The 25058-nt window shown below is 68.2% G+C and carries 23 protein-coding genes and 1 pseudogene; 15 read left to right on the forward strand and 9 right to left on the reverse strand.

Annotated features, from left to right (window positions below; genetic code table 11):
* Nucleotides 1-13: 13 nt before the first annotated feature.
* A complete protein-coding gene (locus I1A62_RS23665; RefSeq protein WP_219460224.1) occupies nucleotides 14-1435 on the forward strand; it encodes an amino acid permease in 1422 nt (473 codons plus the stop codon).
* 135 nt (nucleotides 1436-1570) lie between these two features.
* Entirely contained in the window at nucleotides 1571-2740 is a 1170-nt protein-coding gene (locus I1A62_RS23670; RefSeq protein WP_219460227.1) for an NADH:flavin oxidoreductase, read from the forward strand.
* Between the two features lie 52 nt (nucleotides 2741-2792).
* On the opposite strand, the gene I1A62_RS23675 is transcribed toward I1A62_RS23670, so the two are convergent.
* The 4 genes from I1A62_RS23675 to I1A62_RS23690 form a co-directional block, all read right to left on the reverse strand.
* Nucleotides 2793-3323, reverse strand: a complete 531-nt coding sequence (locus I1A62_RS23675; RefSeq protein WP_219460230.1) for a PIN domain-containing protein — start codon at nucleotides 3321-3323, stop codon at nucleotides 2793-2795.
* A 26-nt stretch (nucleotides 3324-3349) separates the two neighbouring features.
* A complete protein-coding gene (locus I1A62_RS23680; protein ID WP_124391397.1) occupies nucleotides 3350-3787 on the reverse strand; it encodes a helix-turn-helix domain-containing protein in 438 nt (145 codons plus the stop codon).
* Between the two features lie 71 nt (nucleotides 3788-3858).
* Entirely contained in the window at nucleotides 3859-4347 is a 489-nt protein-coding gene (locus I1A62_RS23685) for an SRPBCC family protein (protein WP_219460232.1), read from the reverse strand.
* Nucleotides 4344-4676 (reverse strand): helix-turn-helix transcriptional regulator, encoded by a 333-nt coding sequence (locus tag I1A62_RS23690; RefSeq protein WP_072944441.1) that lies wholly within the window; start codon nucleotides 4674-4676, stop codon nucleotides 4344-4346. Before I1A62_RS23690 ends, I1A62_RS23685 begins: the two co-directional genes overlap by 4 nt.
* 100 nt (nucleotides 4677-4776) lie before the next feature.
* Between I1A62_RS23690 and I1A62_RS23695 the strand changes: the two genes are divergently transcribed.
* From I1A62_RS23695 to I1A62_RS23725, 7 genes are all read left to right on the forward strand, one after another.
* Nucleotides 4777-5463 (forward strand): TetR/AcrR family transcriptional regulator, encoded by a 687-nt coding sequence (locus tag I1A62_RS23695; RefSeq protein WP_219460235.1) that lies wholly within the window; start codon nucleotides 4777-4779, stop codon nucleotides 5461-5463.
* A 213-nt stretch (nucleotides 5464-5676) separates the two neighbouring features.
* The gene (locus I1A62_RS23700; RefSeq protein ID WP_219460236.1) at nucleotides 5677-7008 is read left to right on the forward strand and encodes an MFS transporter; all 1332 of its coding nucleotides are present in this window, start codon (nucleotides 5677-5679) and stop codon (nucleotides 7006-7008) included.
* Between the two features lie 48 nt (nucleotides 7009-7056).
* Complete coding sequence (locus tag I1A62_RS23705) at nucleotides 7057-8148, forward strand: Gfo/Idh/MocA family protein (protein WP_124391402.1); 1092 nt, start codon at nucleotides 7057-7059, stop codon at nucleotides 8146-8148.
* A 43-nt stretch (nucleotides 8149-8191) separates the two neighbouring features.
* Entirely contained in the window at nucleotides 8192-8659 is a 468-nt protein-coding gene (gene aroQ / locus I1A62_RS23710; RefSeq protein WP_219460239.1) for a type II 3-dehydroquinate dehydratase, read from the forward strand.
* On the forward strand, nucleotides 8656-9465 hold the full coding sequence (locus tag I1A62_RS23715) for a sugar phosphate isomerase/epimerase (protein WP_219460242.1): 810 nt from the start codon (nucleotides 8656-8658) through the stop codon (nucleotides 9463-9465). The genes aroQ and I1A62_RS23715 overlap by 4 nt, the downstream gene beginning before the upstream one ends.
* Nucleotides 9466-9614: 149 nt before the next feature.
* Nucleotides 9615-10889 carry a glycosyltransferase 87 family protein gene (locus I1A62_RS23720; RefSeq protein WP_219460245.1) on the forward strand — a complete coding sequence of 425 codons (1275 nt, stop codon included), beginning with the start codon at nucleotides 9615-9617 and terminating at the stop codon, nucleotides 10887-10889.
* A 100-nt stretch (nucleotides 10890-10989) separates the two neighbouring features.
* A complete protein-coding gene (locus I1A62_RS23725) occupies nucleotides 10990-13290 on the forward strand; it encodes a serine/threonine-protein kinase (protein WP_219460248.1) in 2301 nt (766 codons plus the stop codon).
* Nucleotides 13291-13389: 99 nt separating this feature from the next.
* Here I1A62_RS23725 and I1A62_RS23730 read toward each other — a convergent pair whose 3' ends face one another.
* On the reverse strand, nucleotides 13390-14016 hold the full coding sequence (locus I1A62_RS23730) for a TetR/AcrR family transcriptional regulator (RefSeq protein ID WP_124391406.1): 627 nt from the start codon (nucleotides 14014-14016) through the stop codon (nucleotides 13390-13392).
* Nucleotides 14017-14157: 141 nt separating this feature from the next.
* On the opposite strand from I1A62_RS23730, the gene I1A62_RS23735 reads away from it, so the two are divergent.
* Nucleotides 14158-15390 (forward strand): oxygenase MpaB family protein, encoded by a 1233-nt coding sequence (locus I1A62_RS23735; RefSeq protein WP_219460251.1) that lies wholly within the window; start codon nucleotides 14158-14160, stop codon nucleotides 15388-15390.
* Here the strand turns inward: I1A62_RS23735 and I1A62_RS23740 are convergent.
* Nucleotides 15375-15881: a DUF664 domain-containing protein gene (locus tag I1A62_RS23740; protein ID WP_219460252.1), complete on the reverse strand. Its 507-nt coding sequence runs from the start codon at nucleotides 15879-15881 to the stop codon at nucleotides 15375-15377. The genes I1A62_RS23735 and I1A62_RS23740 overlap by 16 nt on opposite strands.
* Nucleotides 15882-15915: 34 nt before the next feature.
* Nucleotides 15916-18057 carry an MMPL family transporter gene (locus tag I1A62_RS23745; protein ID WP_219460255.1) on the reverse strand — a complete coding sequence of 714 codons (2142 nt, stop codon included), beginning with the start codon at nucleotides 18055-18057 and terminating at the stop codon, nucleotides 15916-15918.
* A 99-nt stretch (nucleotides 18058-18156) separates the two neighbouring features.
* On the opposite strand from I1A62_RS23745, the gene I1A62_RS23750 reads away from it, so the two are divergent.
* Nucleotides 18157-18597, forward strand: a complete 441-nt coding sequence (locus I1A62_RS23750) for a MarR family winged helix-turn-helix transcriptional regulator (protein WP_095861756.1) — start codon at nucleotides 18157-18159, stop codon at nucleotides 18595-18597.
* Nucleotides 18598-18613: 16 nt separating this feature from the next.
* On the opposite strand, the gene I1A62_RS23755 is transcribed toward I1A62_RS23750, so the two are convergent.
* Nucleotides 18614-19417, reverse strand: a complete 804-nt coding sequence (locus I1A62_RS23755; RefSeq protein WP_219460257.1) for a hypothetical protein — start codon at nucleotides 19415-19417, stop codon at nucleotides 18614-18616.
* Between the two features lie 103 nt (nucleotides 19418-19520).
* Entirely contained in the window at nucleotides 19521-20045 is a 525-nt protein-coding gene (locus I1A62_RS23760; RefSeq protein ID WP_219460260.1) for a lipoprotein LpqH, read from the reverse strand.
* 208 nt (nucleotides 20046-20253) lie between these two features.
* Between I1A62_RS23760 and I1A62_RS23765 the strand changes: the two genes are divergently transcribed.
* The 4 genes and pseudogenes from I1A62_RS23765 to ahpC all read left to right on the forward strand — a co-directional run bounded on the left by I1A62_RS23765 (nucleotide 20254) and on the right by ahpC (nucleotide 24932).
* On the forward strand, nucleotides 20254-21579 hold the full coding sequence (locus I1A62_RS23765; RefSeq protein ID WP_219461366.1) for a hypothetical protein: 1326 nt from the start codon (nucleotides 20254-20256) through the stop codon (nucleotides 21577-21579).
* Nucleotides 21576-22610, forward strand: coding sequence for a hypothetical protein (locus tag I1A62_RS23770; protein ID WP_219460263.1), 1035 nt, complete (start codon nucleotides 21576-21578; stop codon nucleotides 22608-22610). Before I1A62_RS23765 ends, I1A62_RS23770 begins: the two co-directional genes overlap by 4 nt.
* Nucleotide 22611: 1 nt before the next feature.
* Nucleotides 22612-24125 (forward strand): annotated as a pseudogene (locus I1A62_RS23775) (tetratricopeptide repeat protein).
* Nucleotides 24126-24368: 243 nt separating this feature from the next.
* On the forward strand, nucleotides 24369-24932 hold the full coding sequence (gene ahpC / locus I1A62_RS23780) for an alkyl hydroperoxide reductase subunit C (protein ID WP_072944388.1): 564 nt from the start codon (nucleotides 24369-24371) through the stop codon (nucleotides 24930-24932).
* The last annotated feature ends 126 nt before the right edge of the window (nucleotides 24933-25058 follow it).

A 25058-nucleotide genomic window follows, 5' to 3' on the forward strand; every position in this document is an offset into this window, starting at 1 on the left:
CACGGGAGACCCCATGAACACAGTTCACGACCCACCGGCCTCCACCACGCGCCTGCAGCAGGCGATGAAACCACGGCAGCTGGTGATGATGAGTCTGGGCGGCGCGATCGGCGCCGGACTGTTCGTCGGCTCCGGTGCGGGCATCGCCGTCGCCGGGCCCGCCGTGCTCGTCTCCTTCCTCATCGCCGGATTCCTCGTCGTCCTCGTCATGCGGATGATGGGCGAGATGGTGGCCGCCGACCCGGACAGCGGTGCGTTCTCCGTCCACGCCGAGAAGGCGATGGGCCCGATCGCCGGCCGGACCATCGGCTGGCTCTACTGGGTGCAGGTCGTCATCGTGGTCGCCGCGGAAGCGACCGCGGCGGCGGCGATCACTGCCGCCTCCCTGCCGGCGGTGCCGCAATGGGTAGCCGCCCTGGCGTACATGAGTGTGCTGACCGCCGTGAACCTCGCGGGCGTTTCCCGCTTCGGTGAGTTCGAATTCTGGTTCGCCGCACTGAAGATCGTGGCGATCGTCGCGTTCCTGGCGGTCGGTTCCGCGATGATCCTCGGCTGGATCCCCAGCTTCGACGCGCCCGGTCTGTCGAACCTCACCGGCCACGGCGGTTTCGCCCCGACCGGCGTCACCGGCATCGCCGCCGGCCTGCTGATCGTGGTCTTCGCATTCGGCGGCACCGAAGTGATGGCCATCGCGGCCGCCGAGACGTCGGAGCCCCGGCGCAACGTGAGCCGGGCGGTGCGGTCCATCGTGTGGCGGATCCTGGTGTTCTACATCGGTTCCGTCCTCATCATGGTGACGGTGCTGCCGTGGACCGCAGACGAACTCGCGACGGGTCCGTTCGTCGCGGTCCTGAACGCCGCGCACGTGCCGGGCGCCGGCGCCGTCATGACCGTCGTCGTGGTCATCGCGCTGCTGTCGTCGCTGAACGCCATGCTGTTCAGCGGTTCCCGCATGATCTACTCGCTGTCCGAACGCGGGGCGGCCGCGAAGGTGTTCGGCCGGGTGTCGGGCAACGGCGTCCCCCGCGTGGCGGTGCTGGCGTCGGTGGCGTTCGGCTTCGTCACCGTCGTCCTCAACTACCTGGCGCCGGATCGTGTTCTCCCGCTGCTGCTCAACGCGGTCGGTTCGACGATCCTGGTGTTGTGGACGTTCGTCACTGTCTCGCAGATCGTGCTGCGGCGGCGCGCCGAGAAGTCGGGCCGGACGGATCTGCCGCTGAAGATGTGGGGTTTCCCGTACCTGTCGTACGTCGCTCTCGCGCTGCTGGCCGCGATCGCGGTGCTGGCGTTGTTCGACGACGCGGCACGCAACCAGCTGTTCGCGACATTGGCGTTCACGTGTGCGATCACGCTCGCATGCTGGGCGCTCGGGCGCAGGCAACGCGGCGCGACCAGCGGTGAAGCACCGGAGAAGCTGCCCGAGACCGTCAGCTGAGAGGCCACCGCCGCACGCTCACGGACGTCGAGGGGTCGTCCGCGAGAGTGCGGTGGTGTCCCGCTCAGCGGACACCTCCCGGTCGCCGAACGTCCCCGCGGCCTACCGTCGACTGCACACGACGAAGGGGCGGGAATGACCACACCTCCAGACGTTTTCGCCCCGGCCACGCTGGGCCCCATCACGTTACGCAACCGGATCATCAAATCGGCCACGTTCGAGGGCCGCACCCCCGACGCCCTGGTCACCGACGAACTGGTCGAGTTCCACCGCCGGCCCGCGGCCGGCGGGGTCGGGATGTCGACGGTGGCCTATTGCGCCGTCGCCCCCGAGGGCCGCACCGAACGCGGGCAGTTGTGGATGCGCCCGGACGCCGTGCCCGGGCTGCGCAGACTCACCGACGCCATCCACGCCGAGGGTGCGGCCGCGTCCGCCCAACTCGGTCACGCCGGACCCGTCGCCAACGAGAAGTCCACCGGACTACCCGCGCTCGCGCCCTCGCGATCATTCAATCCGCTGAGCATGCGGATGATCCGCAGCGCCACGGCCGCCGACATCAGCAGGATCGCCGCCGCCCACGGCACCGCGGCACGGCTGGCGGTCGAGTCCGGCTTCGACGCAGTCGAGATCCACTTCGGCCACAACTACTTCGCCAGTTCGTTTCTCAGTCCGAAACTGAACCGTCGCAAAGATTCCTACGGCGGATCGCTCGAGAACCGGGCCCGGGTGGTGCGCGACGTCGCCCGGACCGTGCGCGACGCCGTCGGCGGCCGGGTCGCGATTCTCGCCAAGCTGAACATGGACGACGGCGTCCCCGGCGGGTTCTGGCTCGACGAGGCCATCCAGGTGGCCGGACTGCTGGAGCAGGACGGCAGTGTCGACGCCCTCGAACTCACTATGGGCAGTTCACTTCTCAACCCGATGTACCTGTTCAAGGGCGACGCGCCGGTACGGGAGTTCGCGGCCGCCATGCCGCAGCCGGTCCGCCTCGGCGTCCAGTTGGCCGGGAAGTCGATGATCCACGCCTACCCGTACCGCGACCTGTTCATGCTCGAGCACGCACGCCAGATCCGCGCGGCGGTGACGCTGCCGCTCGTCTTGCTCGGCGGAGTCACCGATCGGGCGGGCATGGACACCGCCATGGCCGAGGGCTTCGAATTCGTCGCCATGGCCCGGGCACTGCTCCGCGAACCCGACCTGGTGAACCGCATCCGGTCCGAATCCGGCACCCGGTCGCTGTGCATCCATTGCAACAAATGCATGCCCACCATCTTCAGCGGAGCGCGCTGCGTGCTCGTCGAATAGTCGGCGAACTCTGCGCGGGCTGCACACGCAGCGTGATCGACGTTGATCCCAATTATTCAGCGTCAGCGCCGGAGGCTGCAGCCGAGATGGGAAGCCCCGCCGCCACGAGGCGGTCACACACATCAGCGGGAGTTCCCGGCGGATTGCGCCACGCCGCTGCTGTCGCGCTGACAGCCTGATGGACCCGCACCCCGTCGAGGTGGAACAGATCCATCACGAACTCGTCCGGATGCTTGGCTTCGATGCCGAACTGCGCCAACTCGGAGTCGGGGAAGTCGCGCAGGTTTGCTGTGACTATGACCTGAGCGCCCGATCTAATGGCCGCAGCCAGCACATGCCGGTCATCCTCGTCCGGCAGAGTGAGGGCAGGAATGAGCCTCTCGTACCCGGTGACCAGGCAGTCCGGTACCGCTCTGTTCATCAATTCCCGCAGCTTCGCCAACGCCGCTGCCGGGATATCCGGGCGATCCTCACCCAAGTTCTCGAACATCTCGTCCAGGATCCGGTCCGTCCACCGGGCATGCACCAGGCCGGTCTGCGCAAGCCGGATGAGAACATCACGCAACACATTCGGGTACAGCACATTCGCGTCGTACGGTGAACGTCACGTCAGTACAGTCCGAGGTCTTCCGACAGAGCCGCCAACTCGTCCGCCGCGGTGCGGGAACTTCCCAACTGCGACCGCTGATAGGCGAGCAGAGACGTAGCGCGGATCCGCCGATGTCGTCCGACCATCCGATACTCGATGCGCCCCTCGTCGAGAAGCTTGATCACATGCGGGCGCGAGACGTTGAGCATCTGCGCAGCCTGCTGCGTGGTCAGCTCCGCGTGCGCCGGGACGACCGTTACACCCCGCCCTGCGGCCATGTTCGCCAGCACGTCGCGAATCAGGTCGAGGGCGGCACGAGGAAGGTGAACCGACTCCGAGGTTCCGGCGACGGTGATATCAACGGTCTCCCCCGTGGGATCGACGTCACGAAGCAACTTGAGCGCCTGTCGGGCCTGCTCCTGCTCGACAACGCTGGGCTGCTCATGCGCTCCTGACACCACCGCACCTCCTAAACGCAATATACGGAACAAACGAAATAAACGCAACGATGATTGCCCGAGGGCACCGATCACCAGCTCGTCTGCGCCAGAACCGCATCCAGAGCCGCGTAGCTCTCGTTCATGCCGCCCTCCATGCCGGTCTGCAGCATGCCGTCGCGTTCTTCGGGGGTGTGGAACTGGCTGACGACGGACAGCTTGGTGCGTCCGTCACCGAGGTCGGTGTAGGTGTTGTTCTCGACGATGACGTGGCCCGGCATGCCGTCCCACTCGAATGTGTACACCAGGCGCTCTTCCGGGGTGATCTCCCGGAATCTGCCCTCGAAACCGTGGGTCTCGCCGCCCGCGTGTTCGACGAAGCGCCAGTGTCCGCCGCGTTCGAATTCCCAGCGTTCGACGTCGAGTTCGTTTCCGCGACCCCACCACTGGGCGAGCAGTTCCGGTCTCGTGAACGCGGCCCACACGCGATCGCGGGGAGCGTTGAAGATGCGTTCGACGTGGATCTCCCGGTCCGTCGGCGTCGAGACGGTCGCGGTCGTGGGAGTCTGCGAAGTGCTCATGACGTGCCTTCCGTTCGATTGAGGAATTCGTCCAGACGGTCCAGGCGCCCTTCGAGCGACAGCTGGTAGTCGCGGATCCAGGCCACCTCACGCTCGAGGGCATTGGTCCCCAGCATGCAGTACCGCACCCGGCCACGTTTCTCGGTCACGACCATCCCGGCCTCCTCGAGCAGTCGCACGTGCTTCTTGATGCCGGTGAGGGTCATCTCGAAGAGTTCGGCGAGGTCGCTGATCGAGCAGGCGCCGTCACCGAGCCGGCGGAGGATCCCACGTCGCGTGGGGTCTGCCAGTGCGGCGAACGTAGCGTCGAGAGCCGAATACTGAACCATCGAGTTCAGTGTTGCACCGGCCCTGCACTCCGTCAAGGCCTGGCCCCGGGGATCCACGAGCCGCGAACGCGCTCGGATAAGCTTGGGCCGTGGTCCACCGATGACAGCGTCGCCCGACGAACACGAAGAGGCGATCCGCGATCGCCCGCACAGCCGCGTCTCGCCCGCGAGAACGCGCCGCAATCCGGCACTTGTCCAGGCCGACATCCTGGAAGTCGCGACCGCAGAGTTCGCCGAGAAGGGCCTGTCCGGCGCCAGCGTCAACGAGATCGCCGAGAAGACGCAGACCACCAAACGCATGATCTATTACTACTTCGGCGGCAAGGAAGGCCTGTACACCGCCGTACTCGAGCGCAACTACAAACTCATTCGCGAACTCGAACACAAGGTAGACCTCGAACACGCCGAACCGGTCGATGCGCTGAGGTTGATCGCGCAGTTGACGTTCGACCACCACGACACTCATCGTGCCTACGTCCGCCTCGTCAGCGGAGAAAACATGATGAAAGGCAAGTACATTCGGCGGTCCGACGAGGTAGCCGGACTCGGGATGCCCGTACTGGCCGTGCTCGAGGACGTATTGTGCCGCGGTCAGGCGGCCGGCGTGTTCCGCCAGGACGTCGAGGCTATCGACGTCCACATGCTCATCAACAGCGTGTCCCTGTTCCGCATCTCCAACCAGTACACCTTCGACGCGCTGTTCCAGCGCGATCTCGCCGCGGACGAGCTCCGATCGCACTTGCGCACCGTCATCGGTGACGTCGCGGTCCGGTACGTCTGCATCTGACGGCACACAAGCCCCTCCACGCACCTTCCGCTCCTGATAGGAGCGGTTTGTCGCGGTCTTTGTACCCACTGGACACTTTTTGGTCCGTGAGGTACAAAGCTATTGCGCCCGTCACATTCAGTGCGCTAGATTCAGGACCTGCGCAGGACGAACTTCCGTTCGCCATACGAACGCCAGTCGGGCGGTGTCATGCACGCACAGAGGAGAGACCGAATGACGACGACTATCGATGCCACGGGCACCGGTCCTCGGACAGACCTGCAGAAGGTCAAACGAGCAGCCACCGCCGCCTTTCTCGGCAGCATGCTCGAGTACTACGAGTTCTACATCTACGCCTCCGCGGCCGCCCTGGTCTTCGGCAAGGTCTTCTTCCCCTCGTCCAGCGCGGCCACCGGAACCCTGTTGTCGCTGGCAACGTTCGGCGTCGCGTACATCGCCCGGCCCATCGGAGCGGTCCTGCTGGGGCATCTCGGAGACCGCGTCGGACGTAAGAAGATCATGCTGTTCACGCTCGGATTGATGGGCACGGCAACGTTTCTCATCGGCTGCCTGCCCGAGTACAAGCACATCGGAATCTGGGCGCCGATCCTCCTCGTCTGCCTCCGCGTGTGTCAGGGAATCTCGGCAGCCGGCGAGCAGTCCGGAGCCAATTCACTGACCCTCGAGCACTCCCCGGAACACCGGCGGGCCTTCTTCACCAGCTGGACCCTCACCGGCACGCAGGCCGGCTTCATCCTTGCCACGCTGGTGTTCCTCTCCGTCGCCACCCTGCCCGAAGACCAGCTTCTCAGCTGGGGATGGCGGATCCCCTTCCTCGCCAGCGCCGTCGTCGTCCTCGCGGCCTACATCGCGCGGCGCAAGCTGGAGGAGCCGGAGGTCTTCACCGAGAATCGCGACAACGGCGAACTCGAACGCTTTCCTGTCGCGACACTTCTGCGCACCCACGCCACCGATGTGCTGCGAGTGATTCTGTGCGCGTTCCAGTCGGTCGGCGGCACCATCTTCGCGGTCTTCGGACTCGCGTTCGCGACCAGCGCCGAGGTCGGCATCAGTCGCCCGACCATGCTCTGGGCGGCCGTCGTCGCCAACGTCGTCGCGTTGTTCATGCAGCCCTCGCTGGCCGTCCTCGCCGACCGGATCGGCCGCAAGCCGGTGTTCATCAGCGGCGTCGTCGGTCTCGCGCTGTCGATCTTCCTCTACTTCTGGGCGATCTCCACCGCGAACGTGGTACTCATCTTTGCCGGCGCGATCGTCTTCACCGGAATCTGCTACAGCGCACCGAATGCCATCTTCCCCTCGTTCTACGCGGAGATGTTCAACACGAAGGTGCGATTCTCCGGCATGGCGCTCGGCACCCAGATCGGTTTCGCCTTAGCCGGTTTCGCCCCCACCATCGCATGGACCATCGTCGGCGACAGCCGAACGAACTGGATCCCCGTTGCCGTCCTGGTGGCCGTGGCGTGCCTCATCTCGGCAGCGGCGGCCTCCACCGCGCGGGAGACGTACAAGACACCGCTCGCGCAGCTCGGCAAGCCCATCACCTGACACGTCGCCACCAATCCTTCACACGTTTACGACGACAAGGAAGAACCCATGACCACCACACGCTTGAAAATCGGAATCGTCGGCTGCGGCAAGATCGCCATCAACCACGCCAAGGCTCTGCACGCCATGCCCGAGGTGGAACTGGTCGCCTGCAGTGACACCGACCAGGACAGAGCCGAATCCTTCGCTGCCGCACACGGAATAGCCCACGCCTACGGCGACCTCGAGGCTCTGCTCGGCAGCGGCCTGGACGCCGTCACCATCTGCACTCCGCACCCGACCCACGAAGCAATCGTCCTCGCGGCCGCCGAACACGGACTGCACGTGCTGTGCGAGAAGCCGATCGCGATCACGCTCGACGAAGCCGACCGCATGGTCGAGGCGACAGCCGCCGCGGAGGTGAAATTCGGCGTGCTGTTCCAGCGCCGATTCTGGCCTGCCGCTCAGCGCATCCGAGCCGCCATCGATGCCGGCGCGCTCGGCGGCGCGCCCGTCGTCGCCACCTGCACCGTACGCCTTGGCCGCGACCGCGACTACTACACCTCCGACCCGTGGCGCGGCCGCTGGGACACCGACGGTGGCGGGGTGCTGATGACTCAGGCCATTCATTACATCGACCTGCTGCAGTGGTTCATGGGCGACGCCGTCGAGGTGAGTGGTCATATCGACACCCTGGTGCACGGCGATTACATCGAGGTGGAGGACACGGTCGCAGCCACCGTGAAGTTCTCGTCCGGCGGACTCGCCACCATCACCGCCGGCACGACTTTCACACCCGGTCTGGGCACCCAGATCGTGGTCGGTGGACGCAACGGGCGCACCGTGAGCCTGACGGAATTTCCCGAGGGGATGCCGGCGGTCAACGACATCTGGACCGTCGAGGGCGAGGAGGAGTACCTGCAGATGCACTCGACGGACATCGAATCGGATCCGCCGCTCTCGCAGATCCATGTCGGTCTCGCACCGTTCCATCAGATGCAGATCGAGGACTTCGTCCACGCCATCGTCGAGGACCGCGCGCCCGCGGTCTCCGGACGCGACGCGCGTCGCGCGCTCGAGATCGTCCTCGCCATCTACGAATCCTCCCGGACCGGGCAACCCGTCGCACTCACCTCGGGCGCTCTCGCCGGACTGCAGTAACTGCACCGCAACAGTTTTCACTCCATCAGGCGAGGACGACACGATGCATTCACCGACCTTCCTGGTCGCCAACGGACCGAACCTCAACATGCTCGGGACGAGGCAGCCCGAACACTACGGTCACCACACCCTCGACGACGTCCGCATACTGTGCGAGCGGACCGCCGAGCCCCTGAACGTCGAATTGACGTTCTTCCAGTCGAATCACGAAGGCGCCGTGATCGACCGCATCCATCAGGCCCGGGGATCCGCACACGCAATCGTGATCAACCCCGGCGCGTGGACCCATACGTCCGTGGCCCTTCGCGACGCGCTGGTGGTCCCGGAGATCCCGATCGTCGAGGTGCACATCAGCAACATTCACGCCCGCGAGGAGTTCCGTCATCGCTCCTTCGTCTCGCCGATCGCGAATGCCGTCATCGCCGGTGCCGGGATCTCCGGGTACAAGTTCGCGATCGAGCACCTCGCGGCCGTGCTGGCCCCGGCAGAAGGGGACGCGATCCGGCCATGACCGACAGACCACTGCTGTCACTCTCGCCGCTCACTGCCGTCGACGCCTCACCACCGGACCTGGTGGCCGCGGCCGCCGACGCCGGCTTCGACTGTGTGGGAATCCGGGCGAGGGCGGCCGCCACCGACACTCAATGGCCGATGCTCGACAACGGCCCGATGGTGCGCGAGACTCGCCGCCGTGCCGACGATCTGGGCATCGAGATCCTGGACGTCGAGGTCCTGCGAATCACCGGCACAGACGACGTGGAGGTCGCTCTGCGGGTCCTCGACGCGGCGTCGACGCTGCGTGCGAGCTATGTGCTGGTGAACGGCAGCGACCCGGAGCCCACCCGGCAAGCCGATACCTTCGCACACATGTGCCGTGAGGCGGAACAACGAGGGGTGTCCCTGGCGCTGGAGTTCATGGCGTTCAGTCGGATCCGAACCCTCGGCGACGCCACCGCCGTGCTGACGCACGCTGCCAGTCCCGCGGCGGTGCTGGTCGTGGACGCGCTGCACCTGGCTCGGACCGGTAGCACTGCCGACGAGGTCCGGGCAGTTCCCGACCACTGGTTGTCGTACGCTCAGCTGTGCGACGCCCCGAAAGAGGCGCCGGCCGATCACGCCGGACTGATCACCGAAGCGCGCACCGACCGGCTGCTGCCCGGCGAGGGTGAACTCCCGTTGCACGACTTGGTCGGTGCCCTTCCCGCCGGCACCGTCTTCTCCGTGGAGGCCCCGGTCCTCGCTCACACCGGGTGGGCGGTCGGCGACCGAGCCGAGTATGCGTACCGGGCCCTGCGCGACACGGTGTCCGCGGCGTAGGCCCGGCCGGCGACGGCGCCCGCGGCATCTCGGTGCCGGTACGGATCGGTAACGAATCCGGACGACCCGCCTGTCGCCGCACTGGTCATCTCGCGGGCGCCGTTAGCGTCGAACCCGTCGGCACACGTCCGCACACCGAGGGGGCGCAGATGGAATCACGCGTCTTTCCTCGCCGCCCGGTGGTCGTGGTGGCGCTCGCGGTGTGCGCGACGCTGGCCGTCGTGGCGCTGCTCGGCACCGTCGACCCGTGGACGCCGAAGGTCGGGCTGTTCGCCGGCGGCGCCGATCTGCACGTCTACCGCGACGGTGGCTGGCGGGTGCTGCACGGCTTGCCGTTGTACAGCGGACCCGTCGCGCTGGGGTTGCTCTACACCTACACGCCGTTCTCCGCGATCGCGTTCGTGCCGCTCGAACGCATACCCGGCGCGTACGTCGACAACCTGTGGATGGCGTTCAATCTGGGTGTGCTGGCGGGCTGCATCCTCCTGTGCTGGCGCATCCTCGGGTACCGGATCACCCCGTACCTGCTGCTGGTCACCGCGCTGACGACGGTGACCTGCACCTTCGTCGAACCGGTGCGGACGACGCTGTTCTACGGCCAGGTCAATCTGGTGCTGATGCTGTGGGTGCTCTGGGACTTCTCCCGGCCGGAGCGCAGCGTGCTGCGCGGGGTGGGGATCGGGCTGGGCGCGGCCGTCAAACTGACCCCCGGCTTCTTCGTCGTCCAGCTCCTCGCCCTGCGCCAGTGGCGGGCGGCCGCGGTCGCGACGTCCGTCTTCGCGGGCACGGTGGCGTTCGCCTGGGTGATCGTGCCCGACGACTCCCGCCGGTACTGGACCAGCACGTTCTTCGACTCCACCCGCATCGCCGACGACGCGCATCCGTCCAATCAATCGTTGCGGGGAACACTGACCCGGCTCACGGACGGGCAGGCACCGCCGTGGCTGTGGCTGATCCTCGCGGGAGCCGTCGCCGTCGCCGGCCTCGTCGTGTCGGTGCGCCTGTACGAACGCGGCGAGCGGTTGCTGTCGGTGGTGCTCGGCGGGCTCACCGCCGCCGTGGTGTCGCCGTTCTCTTGGAGCCATCACTGGGTGTGGCTGGTGCCGCTGATGGTCTACCTGATGCAACGGGCGGTCACGGACACCGGGCGGTGGTGGTTCGCGTTCGCCGCACTGTTCGCGTCGACGGCGGCGTGGCCGTACTGGTGGAGCCCGGACTTCGCCGTCGTCGGACTGTTCCTGTTCCCTCCGTCGTGGCCGGTCGCGTTTCTGCTGCAGAACATCTACGTGCTCGTGTATTTCCCGGTCCTCGCCTCGGCGATCCGGATGGTCACCCGGCGCACCCGGCATCGGCCGAACCTCACCTCGGTCGTGACGTACCCGCAGGCACCGGAACCGCCGGAGATGTCGCTGCGAAGCGCGTGACGGCACCGCCTTTCCGCACCCCTCGACGCGCCGTCGGGAATACCCTGGCAAGTGCACGCCCTGCACTGCCTGGACTCTGCACCCCCGGAATCGAACCGCCATGACCGAGCGCCCGCCGAGTGATTCGACGGTCGCGACTGGGCCGCCCACCGAACTGGGCGAGGAAACTCAGCTGCCGCCGTCGACGACGTCGGGCGCCGAACCGGTGTTCGTCGTCGACAGTGGCGTCGAACGCCTCGTCGCAGATTGGGAATCGTCGGGTTCGCCGGCCGAACTCACCGAGTACCTGCCCGACACCGCCGCGATCCGGCGGGCGGCGCTGATCGAGTTGATCAAGGTCGACCTCGAGTACCGGTGGCTGCGGTCGGGCTGCCCGAAACGCATCCCCGAGTACTGCCTCGAATTCCCGGAATTGCTGGCCGAACCGCTGCCGCCGGAACTCGTCTACCTGGAGTACCGGGTCCGCAGTCGGAGCGGCGCCGACGTCGACCCCGAGGAGTACGTCGCCGAGTACCCGCAGCAAGCGGACCGGTTCGAGACCCTGCTCGAAGACGACCGGCGCATGGACCGGCGCTCGGCGAGCGCGACACTCGGCCCGGACGACGACTTCGACGTCGGCGGCCGCCTCGACGATTTCGATCTGATGATGGAACTGGGCCACGGCGCGTTCGCGCGGGTGTTCCTCGCCCGGCAGCGGTCGATGCAGCGGTGGGTGGCGCTGAAGATCTCCCGCAACATCGGCAACGAACCGCAGACCCTCGCGCAGCTCGACCACCCGTACATCGTCCGCGTGTACGACCAGCGGGTGCTGGAGGATCGCCGCCTGCGGGTGCTGTTCATGGAGTACGTCCCCGGCGGCACGCTCCTCGACGTGGTGCGGCTGGTCCGCAAGACCCCACCCGAGCAGCGCTCGGGACAGTTGCTGCTCGATTCGGTCGACCGCGTCCTCGAGGCGCGGGGCGAGATCCGGCCCGAGTACTCGAGTGTGCGGGACGAGATCGCCGCGCTGTCGTGGCCGGAGACCGTCGCCTGGATCGGTCTGCGGCTCGCCGACGCACTCGACTACGCGCGGGCGCACGGCGTCCTGCACCGCGACATCAAACCCGCGAACGTGCTGCTGGGCCTGGAAGGAATCCCGAAGCTGGCCGATTTCAACGTCAGTTCGAGCGACAGCGTCGAGAATCGCGGCGCCGGCGGATTCATCGGCGGCTCCGTCGCGTACATGTCGCCCGAACAGTTGGAGGTGATCGACCCGGACACCCGCCGGACCGCCACCGACCTCGACACCCGCAGCGACATCTTCGCGCTGGGGGTCATGCTGTGGGAACTGCTGACCGGGGCGCGGCCGTTCCCGGACGACGACGGAACCGCGTCGCCGCAGGTACTTCTCGAGTCGCGGCGCCGGGGCGTCGACCCCGAGCGGTCCGCGCTCCCCGAGGACTGTCCGGCCGCGATGCGGCGCATCCTAGTGAAGTCCCTCGCGCCCGACCGGGACGACCGGTGGTCGAGTGGCCGGAAGCTGACGCGTCAGTTCGCGCTCTGCCTCGACCCGCACGCGCGCGATCTCGTCGACCCGGCGCCGGGAAGCGTCCGGTCGAGGATGTGGCGGTGGGCGCTGCCCATCGTGCTCGCCGCGGTCGGCATCCCGAATCTGCTGGCTGCGGGATACAACTACTACTACAACAAGGTGCTCATCATCGCGACGCTGCCCGCCGAAGCGCAGCAGGATCTGGAGTTCGTCCACCTCGTGATCGGCGGAATCGCGTTTCCGCTGGGCGCGGTTCTCATCGTCTACTGGTGTCGGCTGTCGCTGACGGTGCCGCGTGGTCTCCGCAACGGCCGCACCTACAGTTCCGAGGTGCTCGAGAAGGCGCGGGCCACGACGCTGGCGCTCGGACATCGGGCGGTCGTGGTCAGCTTCGGGCTGTGGGTCGTCGCCGGGGTCGCCTACCCGATCGCCCTGGAACTCACGGCCGGCGGCATCCCGTTGCGCGCGTACACGCAACTCCTCGCGTCCCTCGCCGTGTGCGGGGCGGTCGCCCTCGCCTACCCGTTCTTCATCCTCACCTTCTACGCGGTGCGGTGTCTCTGCCCGATCCTGCTGTCGCACGGCGAGTTGCGCGGAAGCGACGGCCGCAACATCCGGGCCCTCGGCCGGGGCATGCCGCGGTACCTCGCCGTCGCCGCGGCCGTCCCGCTGATCGGGGTCGCCGGGCTCAGCTTCGTCGGCGGAAGCACCGGCGACGCCGTCAACGCGACGGTTCGCGCGCTGTGTCTGGGCGGCATCTTCGCCTTCATCGCCGTGTACCAGTTGTTCCGGCGGATCGAGAGCGATCTGCGCGCACTCGCGCGGGTCGTGTCGCTGGAGGTGCCGGGATCGCCGGCTCGGCGGCGCCGGTAGGAGCGTCCGGGTGGAAAAAAGAAGGCCCCTGGTGCTGCCAGGTCGGGGTCCGACAGCACCATGGGCTCAACAGGTATTTCTCCCGAAGCCCCCTCCGCGTTACACCCCTCGTGTCGCGGTCCCGGCGAGGCCGCCCATCGTCATGTCGTACAGGGCCGTGGCCAGCTGGTTCCGCCGGCCGCGCAGGTCCCGGCGGAGGTACTCGAGGCCCACCTCCCGGTAGCTGACGGTGAGTACCAGGAGCAGCGCGTCGAGGTCCACACCCGGACCGATGGCGGACGGATTCAACGTCACATACGTACGTAGCAGGTCGCGGCACCGCTCCTCGATGCGGACCGAACGGTGAGCCGCCAGGGCCAGGTGCGGGGCATCGTTGAGCAGCGAACCGAGGATGTCGCGGTACTCGTCCAGGACGGCGAGGAATTGAGCCTGCAGGGCGGCGTCCGCCAAGAATGTGCCCTCCGCGACCGACTGCTCGAGCTGCGCCCCGAACGCGGCCGTGGTTTCCTCCATGATCCTGTCCATCAGGACCTCGATGATCTCGTCCTTGTTCGCGAAGTACTGATACACCGATCCTTTCGAGATGCCCGCCGCGTCCGCGATGGCGTTCGTGCTGCAGCCGGTGTACCCCTTCGCCCGCAAAACCTGACCTGTTGCCGACAGGATGCGTGCGACCGTCGCCTGCGAACGCTGCTGGGAGGGATCTTTCCGCTGGCCAGTGCCCATTCGCGCAGCCTTCCCGATCTGTCACACAATGCGACTTGTACCCGTCCGATCCGGTGGAGTGAACTGTAACTCACAGCAACTCGAGCGGGGGCTGAGGCACCAGGACGCCCCCTCTCGACGACCGAATCGAGTACCTCGACAATGACAGAAACCCAGTCTCGGGAATCCGCCCCCGGCTTCTCCGATTTCACGCCGCCTCGACGCTTCGACATGGACTCGGAGTGGGGTCGCCGCTCGATGCGGACGCTGTCGCGGTTCGTGCACGGCGATCCGACGCCCACCGCGGCGGAGCGGGAACTCCACGCCCGGGCGGTCGTCAGTCAGGACGAGATCGGTGCCGCACTCGCGCGGGCGGTGCTCGTCGACAAGACCGTGACTATGGCCCAGTTCTCCCGGGCACTGTCCGACGGAATCGGCAGTGTGCCCGACCCCGCGCCGGCACTGGCCGCCTTCTTCGACGCGGTGGACCACCGGCCGTCGTGGGTCGACGACCGTCGCCTCGACCGCGGGGCCGCAGTCTGCCTGCGCAGCGGGATGACCGGACTCGACCTCCTCGCGACCGGTTCGCTGATGAACGGCTACCGCAGCGCCGCCACGTCCCGCCAACTCGTGGCCACCGGCAGGCTCGTCGGGGACGGCGCCGGTCAGCGGGTCGCCGAGACCGTGCGGTGGTGGTACGAGTGCGTCCTCCCGGGTGGCCTGGACCGCGACCGCCGCGGCTGGCAATTGTCCGTCCACGTCCGGTTGATGCACGCGTTCGTCAATCTGACGCTGCTGCAGGACGAGGACTGGGACGTGTCCGACTGGGGCATGCCGATCAACCAGTCGGATCAGGCGGGCACGCTCGCCCTCTTCTCGACGACGTTCCTCGTCGGCCTCCGCTCGCTGGGGGTGTGGGTGTCCGCCGACGAGGGCGCGGACGTCATGCACCTGTGGCGGTACATCGGCTGGCTGATGGGCATCGACGACCACTGGCTGGTCGACGACGAGAACACCGGGCGCCGCAACATGTGCCAGATCGGGATGTTCGCTCCCGGCCCCGACGGCAACTCCCGGGTGCTGGCCGACTCACTGCAGAAGTCGTGGGGCATGTTCCACTACCGGCACGCGGAGGCGCTGCGACGCCGACTCAACCGGCAGCGCCTGCTCAGCATTCAGCGGATGTTCTCCGGCAAGAGGGGCATGCGGGAACTCGGATTGCCGGTCGTGCCGGCCTGGTTCGTGCCGCTGGCAGTCGCCGGGAACGGGACGATGCACGGTGCGGCGCGGGTGAGTCCGGCCGTCCGGGACCGCGTCGGCAGGCGGTCCCGTCGGCGAGTGGAGGCGTGGCTCGCCGCGAACGAGACGACGTCGCGGAGTCAGCGACGCTCGTAGATGCCGCGCACGTACGCCGCCTGCCCGGCGTGCTGAAGATCGTCGGAGACGACGCTGACCAAGCGGACCCCGAGAGTGACCGGCGGATCCCAATTCTCGTCGACGATCCGGTCGAGGTCGTCCGTGCCGATCGTCTGGACGTAATCGACGGTGCGATCGTGCACGGCGTCGTGGTACTCCCGCAGCAGGTCGGCCCCGGACCGCACCTTCGCCACCTCGTCCGACGACTGCCCGTAGCCGATGTCGGCGACCCGGAACGGCAGGTCGAAGCGCTCCACCCACCCGCCGGACGTCCACACTTGCTCGGTGCCCGCCACTCCGGCGACGTGATCGTCCTGCACCCGCGTGAGATGCCAGATCAGCCAGGCGATGGTGTTCGTGTCCGCGTCCACCCGGAACGTGAGGGCGTCCGCGGGCAAATCGGCCAGCGTCGAATGCACGGTCTCCTGAATGCGATCGAAGGCGTCGGTCAACAGCGCGCTATGGTCCACGATCTTCCTTTCGTCGTGTGCACATCACGTTCCACTATGACCCCAGGCGGGCCCGTTCGGCATGCCTCTGGACGGTCTCGTCCGGCTCCGGTGCCGATGCGAGCGTGCTCGGCCACCAGATCTTCTGCCCGATGTCGACGGTGAGGGCGGGCACCAGGAGCGACCGCACGAGGAGTGCGTCGAGGAGAACACCGAAGGCGACGATGAATGCGATCTGCGCGAGGAAGATCAGCGGAATGACGGCGAGCGCCGAGAACGTCGCCGCCAGAACCACTCCCGCCGAGGTGATCACCCCACCGGTGACGGTCAGACCGCGCAGCGCGCCGCGGCGGGTGCCGATGCGCTGGGCTTCTTCCCGGACGCGGGTCATGAGGAAGATGTTGTAGTCGATTCCGAGGGCGACGAGGAACACGAACGCGAACAGCGGGACGACGGGGTCCGCGCCCGGGAATCCGAAGATGTGCTCGAAGACCAGGGACGAGATGCCCAGGGTCGCAGCGAAGGACAGCACCACCGTCCCCATCAGCAGCAGCGGTGCGAGGAGCGACCGCAGCAGCAGGCACAGGATCGCGAACACCACGAGGATGACGACGGGGATGATCAGGGTGCGGTCCCGCGTCGACGTCGTCTTCGTGTCGAGATCGGTGGCGGTGTTGCCCCCGACGAGGGCGTCGGCGCCGTCGATCGGGTGGACGGCGTCGCGGAGCGCGACGATGGTGTCTTCGGCCTCGAGGGAGTCGGCGGGATCGGTCAGGGTGGCTTCGATCGCCACCCGGCCGTCCACCACCAGCGGATCCCGGGTGCCGGGGGCGGTCAGCACGGTGAGGTCGCCGACGCCGTCGACCCGGCCGGCGTCGAGTACGGCGTCGAGGGCGCCCTCGTTCGCGATGATCACGGCAGGCGAACCGGAGCCGGCGTCGAAGTGGTCGCCGAGGACCTGCTGGCCCGCAACAGAATCGACGTCGAGCAGGAACGTCTCGGACTCCGCGACGCCGCTGGCCTTGAACTGAGGAATCAAGAGCGCGAAGAGCACCAGCACCAGGCTGGACGCGACCCAGAATCGGCGCGGATGTGCGCCGATCCGCGCGGCGAGCGCGGCCCAGAACTTGTGGTCGGCGGCCTCGTCCTTCTCGGCGTGCCGTGCGTCGAAGGCGGGCCTGCTCGGCCAGTACGCCGCCCGGCCGAGGAGCACGAGCACCGCAGGGAGGTACGTCATGGAGGCGACGAACGACGCCGCAATGCCGATGGCCGCGACCGGACCGAGACCGCGATTGGAGTTGAGATCGGACAGCAGCAGGCAGAGCACGCCGGCGATGACGGTGCCCGCGGACGCCGCGACCGGTTCGAGTGTCGCCCGCCAGGCGGTCCGCATGGCGCGGTACTTGTCCTGCTCGATCCGCAGTTCCTCGCGGTAGCGGGACACGAGCAGCAGGGCGTAGTCGGTGGCGGCGCCGAACACCAGGATGAACAGGATCCCTTGACTCTGGCCGTTCAGCGCGATCACACCGGCGTCGGCGAGCAGATAGACGAGCAGACTCGACAGTCCCAGCGCGAAGACCGCGGACGTGATCACCGCGAACGGGAGGATCGGGCTGCGGTAGACGACGATGAGGATGAGGATCACCACGACACCCGCCACCAGGAGCAGCAGTCCGTCGATGCCGGCGAACGCCGAGGACAGATCCGCCACTTGCCCGGCAGGCCCGGTCACGAGGACGGTGAGACCGTCCGGCGCGGCACCGAGCGCGTCACGGAGTTCGGTGACGCTGTCGCCGACCTCCCCGGTGCTGTCGACGGGCACGAACATCTGCAGCGCCCGCCCGTCCTCGGACGGGATCGGCGGTGACACCTCGTCGCCGAATCCCTCCGACCCGGCGAAGGAGGCCGCGGTGTCGGCGAGGAATTCGGTGTCGGCGGCGGTGATCCCCGACGTCCGCTCGGCGACGACGATCGCGGGCACGAACCGGGTGTCGGTGAAGCCCTTCTGCAGCGCCGACACCTCGGTGGCCTCGGCCGACGCGGGCAGGAACGACGTGCTGTCGTTCTGCTGAACCGTGGACAGTTTGCCGGCGAACGGTCCGCCGAACCCGCCGACGGCGAGCCAGAGGATCACCAGCACGGCTGGCAGAATCCACCGCAGGCGACGAACCGGGCGTGGGCGGGCAGTTGTGGTCACGTGCTCTCCAATGCTGGACGGTTCGACGACCGGATGTCCGGATTGCGACGATCCTATTTTGTTCAGCCTGCTGAGCAAATTGCAAATGGAGGCGAAGAAATGACGAGCGACGGCATGGACGAATGGCCCACCGGACGGCTGTTGTCCACGGCTGCGCGCCTGGTCGAGCACTCGTGGGAGGACATTCTCCGGTCGCAGAACATGACCCACGCGGGACTGATCTGCCTGCACACGATCGCCGGCCGGCCGGCCTCGCAACGCGACATCGCGAAGGCCTCGCGGGTGACGGATCAGACCATCAGCCGCACCATCGACCGCCTCGAACGGGGCGGGTACGTGACCCGGGAGACCGATCCGAACGACGAGCGCCGCAAACGGGTCGCGATCACCGAGCCGGGACGCGCGATCTACCAGCACCTCCTGACCCTGGAGAAGGAGGACGCGGCCCTCACCGCCGCCGTCGGCGACGTGGGGCCGCTGCGCGAACAACTCCTCCACCTCGTCCGGTCGCTGGGACTTCCACCCCGGGACGAGGACTGACCCGGCCGCGGGCCCGTCACACATTCGCAGGCAAGGCGATGACGACCTCCTGCTCGTTCCCCGGCAGATAGTGAACCGTCACCACCCTGCCGACCTGGACGTGCCCGACGGTGCGCGGCGGCATGAACTTCTCGACGCGGGTGGTGAACGTCGTGCCGTCGGGCCGGGTGACCGCCAGCCCGAGTTCCACCTTCGAATTCCCGTTGCGGATCTCCCCGGGCACACTGAGCGACTGCACCACCGCCTGCGCGGGGATACCGCGGGCCGCGATGTCGAGCTTGCCCGGGGTGGTGACTCCCTGCCGAATCATGGATCGGTTCAACGCCTCCTGCGCCGATGCCACGTCTCCCGAGCGGTCGATCTCGACCCTGTCGGTGCGGCCGGGAAGGTAACGGACGGGGAGCACGACACCCGGGCGGAGAAGCGCCAACTCGGTCAGCGGCACGATCATCCTGGCGTGCGACTCGAACATCTTGCCGTCGTCGCCCTCCACGGCGAGGTCGATCCGCACTTCCGGTTGGTCGTTGAGTGTCATGCCGGTCTGATGCACCGACCGCACCGTTCCGATCCCGACGGCTCCGTTGCGGAACGCGGCACTGTTGCGCCCCGTGAACGCCGCCAGCACGCTGTCGCCGGTGACGGCGAAACACATTACGACCACGCTGACCGCGACGATCGGCCAGATCATCTGCGGGCCGACCCACGACAGCGCGTCGATTCCGTAGTTCGTCCGGCCGCGATCGCCGAGGCCGTGCCAGAGGTAGTAGCCGACCGAGCCGACGAGAAACACCAGGGCGGCGGTACGCACGATCTTCTTCACGAGGTGTCCTTTCCGTGCCTGAACTGGGGGGTGCCTGAACTGGGGGAGGTGGGACGCGCGCGAACTCGAGGTGACTCCGCGCGCGTCCCGGGGTGGGCCGGGCTCAGCCGCCCACGACGGTCGAGCATGCGAACGTGATGTCGAACTTCGCCGAACTCGGCGCGGTCGGGTTGCTCATGTCGGGTGCCCCGACGCCTTCGCCGGTGACCGTGTAGATGTCGCCGTCCTTGACGACCTTCGCGGAGCCGCCGGGCATGCCCTGCCCGAAGCCGAGTGCGTACGGGAGGCCGTTCGACCCGCCCTTGCTGCCGGCTATCCCGACCGCCTGCACGGTGTCGGTGCCGGTGATCGTCGCGGAGACCGCCAGGTCGCCGTACGTCGCGTTGCCGGTGTCCGCCAGCGCCAGGGCCAGGGTGTCGCCCTGCTTGGCGCAGGTCGCGTCGAAGTTCGCGTCGAGTGCCTTGCCGTCGACCGCGGCCGCCGACGCACCCGCCGGGCTCTGCTCGGAGCTTCCGCCGCCGGAGTTGTCGCCGGTGTCGCTGCAGCCCGAGACGAGCAGGGCGACGGCGGCCGCCGCGACGATGCCTGCGGTGTAGACGCACTTCTGAGTCCGAACGATCTTGTTCATGATCCGTCCTTCACGTTTCGTGAGGGGCGCTCGGCGCCCGTCGTCGATTCCTTCGGCTCGCGGACTGGAGCCGATGTGAGAAAGGTAGGAACGTCTCGCGCCCTACCGATCCCAGATTTCTCGCGGCGTCGACGGGCCGCGCCTGCGGTAACCTGCTCGAATGCGGACGGGACCGAGGGGCTCAGCGGCTGCTCGGCGACCACGCGCGATGGTCCTCGACGAGGTGTGGCGCGAACTGGACGGCGTCGAACCGCTCAGCGGGCCCGACGGCGGCCCCCTGAGCCGCACCGTGAAACTGATCCTCGATCCGCTGGTCATCCGCCCGGTGCAGAACCCGCTGTGCGCCGGTCCGATCGTCACGGCCGACGGGGCGCAGCTGCTCGCCACCCGGGTGCACGCCTCCGCCGACGTACTGCGGGCCACCGCGGCCTGGTTCATGCTGCTCAAGCGGGTCCGCCGGGCGCTGCGCATCACGGACGGCAACCCGCAGGACCTGTACTTCCAGCGGTGCTTCGAACTCGCGACCGGGTCGGGGGCGCCCGACCCGCTCCGCGACGAGTCCGTCGCCGAGGACATGCTGCGCGACGTGCACGATGTCGCCGCCGGCCGCACCACGCAGGCGTTGAAGGCCCACGTCACCGACCCGGCCCGGGCGCGGGGACTGACCGCCCTGATCGACCTCGCGTGGGGGCGGCGACCGCTGTCGGGCGCCGCGACGGGCGACCACGAGGCCGCCGTGACCGCCGTCCTCGACGCCTGTCCCGGCGCGCGACTCGAGCAGGCCGGCGACGACGGACGGCACGCCCTCGACGACCTGATCGCCGGCCACGCGGGGACTCACCACGGAATTGCGTTGTGGACGAACGAGGTCTCGGCTCAGCGGTTCGGTCTGACGGTGCATCCCCTCCCCGCGCCACCGCGCCTGGGGACGTCGGCGTCCACCTCGGCGCTCGGGCTCCCCTTCGATCGTTCCGTCCACGAACGCGTCTTCACGGTGCTCCGCGCGTCGACCGACCGTGCGGGGCTACCGCCGATCCACGAACTGGTCACCACCGAGATCGCCCGAAGTTGCTCGCCCTGGGCACTTCTCGACGAGTCCTTGCGGGTCGCGGCAACGACGGGTGCCTCGCTAGCGACCGGGCTCCGCCCGATCGGGACGGCACCCTCTCCCGCGGCGACGGACACGACCGCCGTCCGGGTGATCAACGGTCGCTGGCAGCGCGAGGCGTACGTCCTGCAGGCGCGGCGCCTCACCGTGAACGTCGACGCAGCGGCGCTGCCCGACACGAATCCGCTGGCGGCCATCGCCGCCGAACTCCGCGAGCCGTGGCGGCCTTACCTCCGCCGCCTGTGGGTCCGCCTGCACGGTCGCGACGTCCGCGAGTTCTCCGTCCACGAACCAGGCGAACTGTGGGATCTCCTGGACGGGGTGGCGCGGTCGGTCATCCTCGACCACCGGATGCGGGTCAAGCAGGCGCTCAGCGCAATTCCGCTCGCGGACGCGGCGGATGCTCCCGAATCGAGGGCGAGTTGACCACCGGCACCGTGCGGATCGACCGCGTCGCCGACGGGGTCTGGATCATCGCCCCCGAGAACGCACCGAGCGTCCTCGGCGACGCAGCGGGCATCGACGTCACCGTGCTGGAGGTGCTCGGCGGGCACCTGTCGTGGAGTGTGTTCGCCGAACACACCGTCCCGGTCGCGGTGATCGACGACGTCGACTCGGCGCAGAACTGGGTGTGGGCGGTGTTCGGCGAGGAGGTGGCACTCGCCGTGGCCGAGGGCGAGACCGGGAGCGAGGTCGTGGTCGAACCGGCCCGGCCGTGGGTGGCCGTCGGCGCTCGACGCCTCGCGTTCGCGCACTGGGCGGCGCGGTGGTGGCCGACGTCGACGGTCGACGGTATCGCGGCGCTCGACGCGGGGCTGCTGAACCGCGAGATCGCGACACTCGTCGAGGACTGCGATCTGCTCGTCGACGGGGACGACGCGCTCGCGCCGAGCGGACCCACGCTCGCCGACCGTCCCGGGCGGGCCGAGGACTACGCGCTCGCCGCGGGCGCCGCGACCGCGACGCGGCCGGGTACCCTCGTGCTGGCGCGGGGCATCACGGGATCCGACTGGCGCCGGTACCCACCCGGACTCGTCGACTGTTCCGAGCGCGCGGTGTCGTGGGAGGTGGTGCGCACCTCCGGGAACACCGCAGTGCACGTGAGTGTCGTTGCGGCACCGGATGTCTCCGGACCCGTGCCGGATCATGTCCGCCCCCGCGCTCTGGTCGGCACCGCATCGGGCGCCGTCGACGTCCCGCTGCACCTGTCGGGAGACATCTGGTTCGGCGAGTCGGCCGCGCCACCCGGCGCGGAAGCGGGGGTGTCCGTGGACGTGTACCTGCCCGGATTCGGTGTGAACGGTTCCGTTGAGGTCGGAGGTCAGGACGTCCGGGAGCGGGTTCGGGCCCTGGCCCGTCTGCGGCTGCGGCGCGCCGCGGAGCCGGCTTCTGACGACGGACCTGACGCACCGCTGCTCGCCGAGATAGACGCGGCCGCCTCGGATTCAGACTTCTGACATGGACGACCAGACGGGCCGCAACCTTCTTGCCGCGGGAGCCGCGGCCTATGCGCGGGGCGACGTCGCCGAGGCGCTCCGGACGTTCGAGCAGGTCGCCGCCGGGGCCACCGGTGATCTCCGGACGAGCGCGATCATCAATGCGGCCAGCATGTCCGACGAACTGGGCGAGCACGCGAAGGCCGTCGACCTGTACCGGGAGGCCCTCGCGGTGATGCCGGCCGACGCGATCCGGATGCGTCCGGCGGCGCTGGTCAACCTGTCGCAGGCACTGCAACACGTCGGCGATCTCGACGGCGCACAGGACGCGCTCGAGCAGGCGCGGGAACTGCTCGCGGCCGGCGGCGCAGACCAGGGTGACCTGCGGGTCGCGTGCCTGTTGTCGCTCACCGCGGTCGCGATGCATCGGCAGCAGTGGGCGCACGCGGCCGACGTGGCCACCGAGTCCCTCGACGCGACAGTCCGTTTCGCGCCGGGACTCGCGGGCCATCCGTTGATGAATCTCGCTGCCATCCATTTCGAGACCGGGCGATTCGATCTCTCCGACGACTTCGCCGGGCAGGCACTCGCCGCATTCGAGACGGCGGGCGACGTCAACGCGGTCGCCGAGACGCAGCAGAACCTGGGCATCATGCGTGTCCGCACGGGTCGCCTCGACGATGCGGAACCGCTGCTGCAATCGAGTCAGTCGTATTTCGAACGGGCCGGGATCGGCCACCGAGCGGGAATCGGATCGAAGGTGCTGGCATTTCTCGCCGAGGGCCGCGGCGACACCGCACGCGCGACGGCGCTCTACCGCCGCAGCCTCGACTACTTCCGGGGGTCCGGCGCCGTGCTCGACGTCGCGGACGTCGAGACGCGCCTCGCCACCGCTGCCTTCGCCGAGGGCCGACCGGGCGAGGGCGAGAGACTGCTCGCCGCCGCGTTCGCCACGTACCGCGGACTGGGACTCGGACTGCACTGCGCGCAGGTCGACTTCTGGCACGCGACCCTCCTCGAATCCGCACTGACCACCGCCGGCACACCGGACGATGCGGCGCAGGCACGGGCCACCGCGCTCGCCGTGCCCGCGGCAATTGCCATCGACGCCGTGCGATACACACTCCCGAACGGCCGACAGCGCGAGCAGTGGAACCGCGAGATCGCGAGTCCAGCAATGCAATTGGCGTTCCGTCTCGCCTACGCCTCCGGCGACGCCCAGTTGGTCGCCGATCTCGTCGAGGCGCAGTGCGCGGGGGCGACGGTGGACATCGGCCGGGCCGGGCACGGCACCGCGCCGCGGCTGCCCCTCCAGTTGCCCGACCCTCCCCGGCCGGCGCCGCAGACACCGACGGCTCCTTCCTGCTCGGCGCCGCACTGGCGGGAGTCGCGGCCGGCGCCGGCCTGCCGGTGCCCCTCCCCCCGCGGCTCGCCGTGACGTCGGACGGACGGATCATGCTGGGATCCTCGATCGCGGCCGCCGAGGAACGCTACGGGCGCGAGGTCCGCGACAGCCGCGTCGTTCCGGCCTGGTGATCCCACTTTCCGTTCCCTGCGAGGAGATTCAGGGCCGCAAGGTGTCACGGTGGTCACACCGCTCGTCCGGCGGCCACCCCGGGGTGCGTGGGTGAATGTCCGCGCTGACCTGCAACGCGTCCGATTCGACGGTCATTGATAGCCCCATCCAATCTATGGAATAGGTCTCATAGATTGGACCTATTCCAATCTGCTGGATAGCCTCGTCGCTGTCGGCTTCCAGTCTTACGAATAGAGGTTCCAATGGCCCTGATCAACACGCAGATCAAGCCCTTCGCGGCGTCCGCTTTCAAGGACGGCGCGTTCATCACCGTCTCCGCGGACGACATCAAGGACAAGTGGGCTGTCTTCTACTTCTACCCGGCCGACTTCACGTTCGTCTGCCCGACCGAGCTCGGCGACCTCGCCGATCACCACGAAGAACTGCAGCGTCTCGGCGTCGAGGTCTTCTCGGTGTCCACCGACACCCACTTCACGCACAAGGCGTGGCACGGATCGTCCGACACCATCGGCAAGATCAAGTACGCCATGATCGGTGACCCGACGCAGGAGATCAGCAAGAACTTCGAGGTTCTGCGCGAGAACGAGGGACTGGCCGATCGCGGCACCTTCCTCGTCGACCCCGACGGCGTCATCCAGTTCACCGAGGTCACCGCGGAAGGCATCGGCCGCAACGCCGCCGAGCTGGTCCGCAAGGTCAAGGCCGCTCAGTACGTCCGGTCGCACCCGGGCGAGGTCTGCCCGGCCAAGTGGGAAGAGGGCGAAGAGACCCTCGCTCCGTCGCTCGACCTCGTGGGCAAGATCTGACGTAGCCCAGTCGACCGTAGGCACGGGCTCAGAACTTCTGAGCCCGTGCGCGCGGTTCCCGGTGCTCCGCTCCCGTGAGGGGCAATCGGTGTCGCACCAACACTTTCCGGACCGCCCAGAGCTGGT

Origin of the sequence: Rhodococcus sp. USK10, assembly GCF_019378875.1 — a bacterium.
Taxonomy (GTDB): domain Bacteria; phylum Actinomycetota; class Actinomycetes; order Mycobacteriales; family Mycobacteriaceae; genus Rhodococcus_F; species Rhodococcus_F pseudokoreensis.

Coding starts and splice junctions, on each gene's coding strand:
- I1A62_RS23665 (WP_219460224.1), top strand. CDS start 14: ATGAACACAGTTCACGACCCACCGGCCTCCACCACGCGCCTGCAGCAG.
- I1A62_RS23670 (WP_219460227.1), top strand. CDS start 1,571: ATGACCACACCTCCAGACGTTTTCGCCCCGGCCACGCTGGGCCCCATC.
- I1A62_RS23685 (WP_219460232.1), bottom strand. CDS start 4,347: ATGAGCACTTCGCAGACTCCCACGACCGCGACCGTCTCGACGCCGACG.
- I1A62_RS23690 (WP_072944441.1), bottom strand. CDS start 4,676: ATGGTTCAGTATTCGGCTCTCGACGCTACGTTCGCCGCACTGGCAGAC.
- I1A62_RS23695 (WP_219460235.1), top strand. CDS start 4,777: ATGACAGCGTCGCCCGACGAACACGAAGAGGCGATCCGCGATCGCCCG.
- I1A62_RS23700 (WP_219460236.1), top strand. CDS start 5,677: ATGACGACGACTATCGATGCCACGGGCACCGGTCCTCGGACAGACCTG.
- I1A62_RS23705 (WP_124391402.1), top strand. CDS start 7,057: ATGACCACCACACGCTTGAAAATCGGAATCGTCGGCTGCGGCAAGATC.
- aroQ (WP_219460239.1), top strand. CDS start 8,192: ATGCATTCACCGACCTTCCTGGTCGCCAACGGACCGAACCTCAACATG.
- I1A62_RS23715 (WP_219460242.1), top strand. CDS start 8,656: ATGACCGACAGACCACTGCTGTCACTCTCGCCGCTCACTGCCGTCGAC.
- I1A62_RS23720 (WP_219460245.1), top strand. CDS start 9,615: ATGGAATCACGCGTCTTTCCTCGCCGCCCGGTGGTCGTGGTGGCGCTC.
- I1A62_RS23725 (WP_219460248.1), top strand. CDS start 10,990: ATGACCGAGCGCCCGCCGAGTGATTCGACGGTCGCGACTGGGCCGCCC.
- I1A62_RS23730 (WP_124391406.1), bottom strand. CDS start 14,016: ATGGGCACTGGCCAGCGGAAAGATCCCTCCCAGCAGCGTTCGCAGGCG.
- I1A62_RS23735 (WP_219460251.1), top strand. CDS start 14,158: ATGACAGAAACCCAGTCTCGGGAATCCGCCCCCGGCTTCTCCGATTTC.
- I1A62_RS23750 (WP_095861756.1), top strand. CDS start 18,157: ATGACGAGCGACGGCATGGACGAATGGCCCACCGGACGGCTGTTGTCC.
- I1A62_RS23760 (WP_219460260.1), bottom strand. CDS start 20,045: ATGAACAAGATCGTTCGGACTCAGAAGTGCGTCTACACCGCAGGCATC.
- I1A62_RS23765 (WP_219461366.1), top strand. CDS start 20,254: ATGGTCCTCGACGAGGTGTGGCGCGAACTGGACGGCGTCGAACCGCTC.
- ahpC (WP_072944388.1), top strand. CDS start 24,369: ATGGCCCTGATCAACACGCAGATCAAGCCCTTCGCGGCGTCCGCTTTC.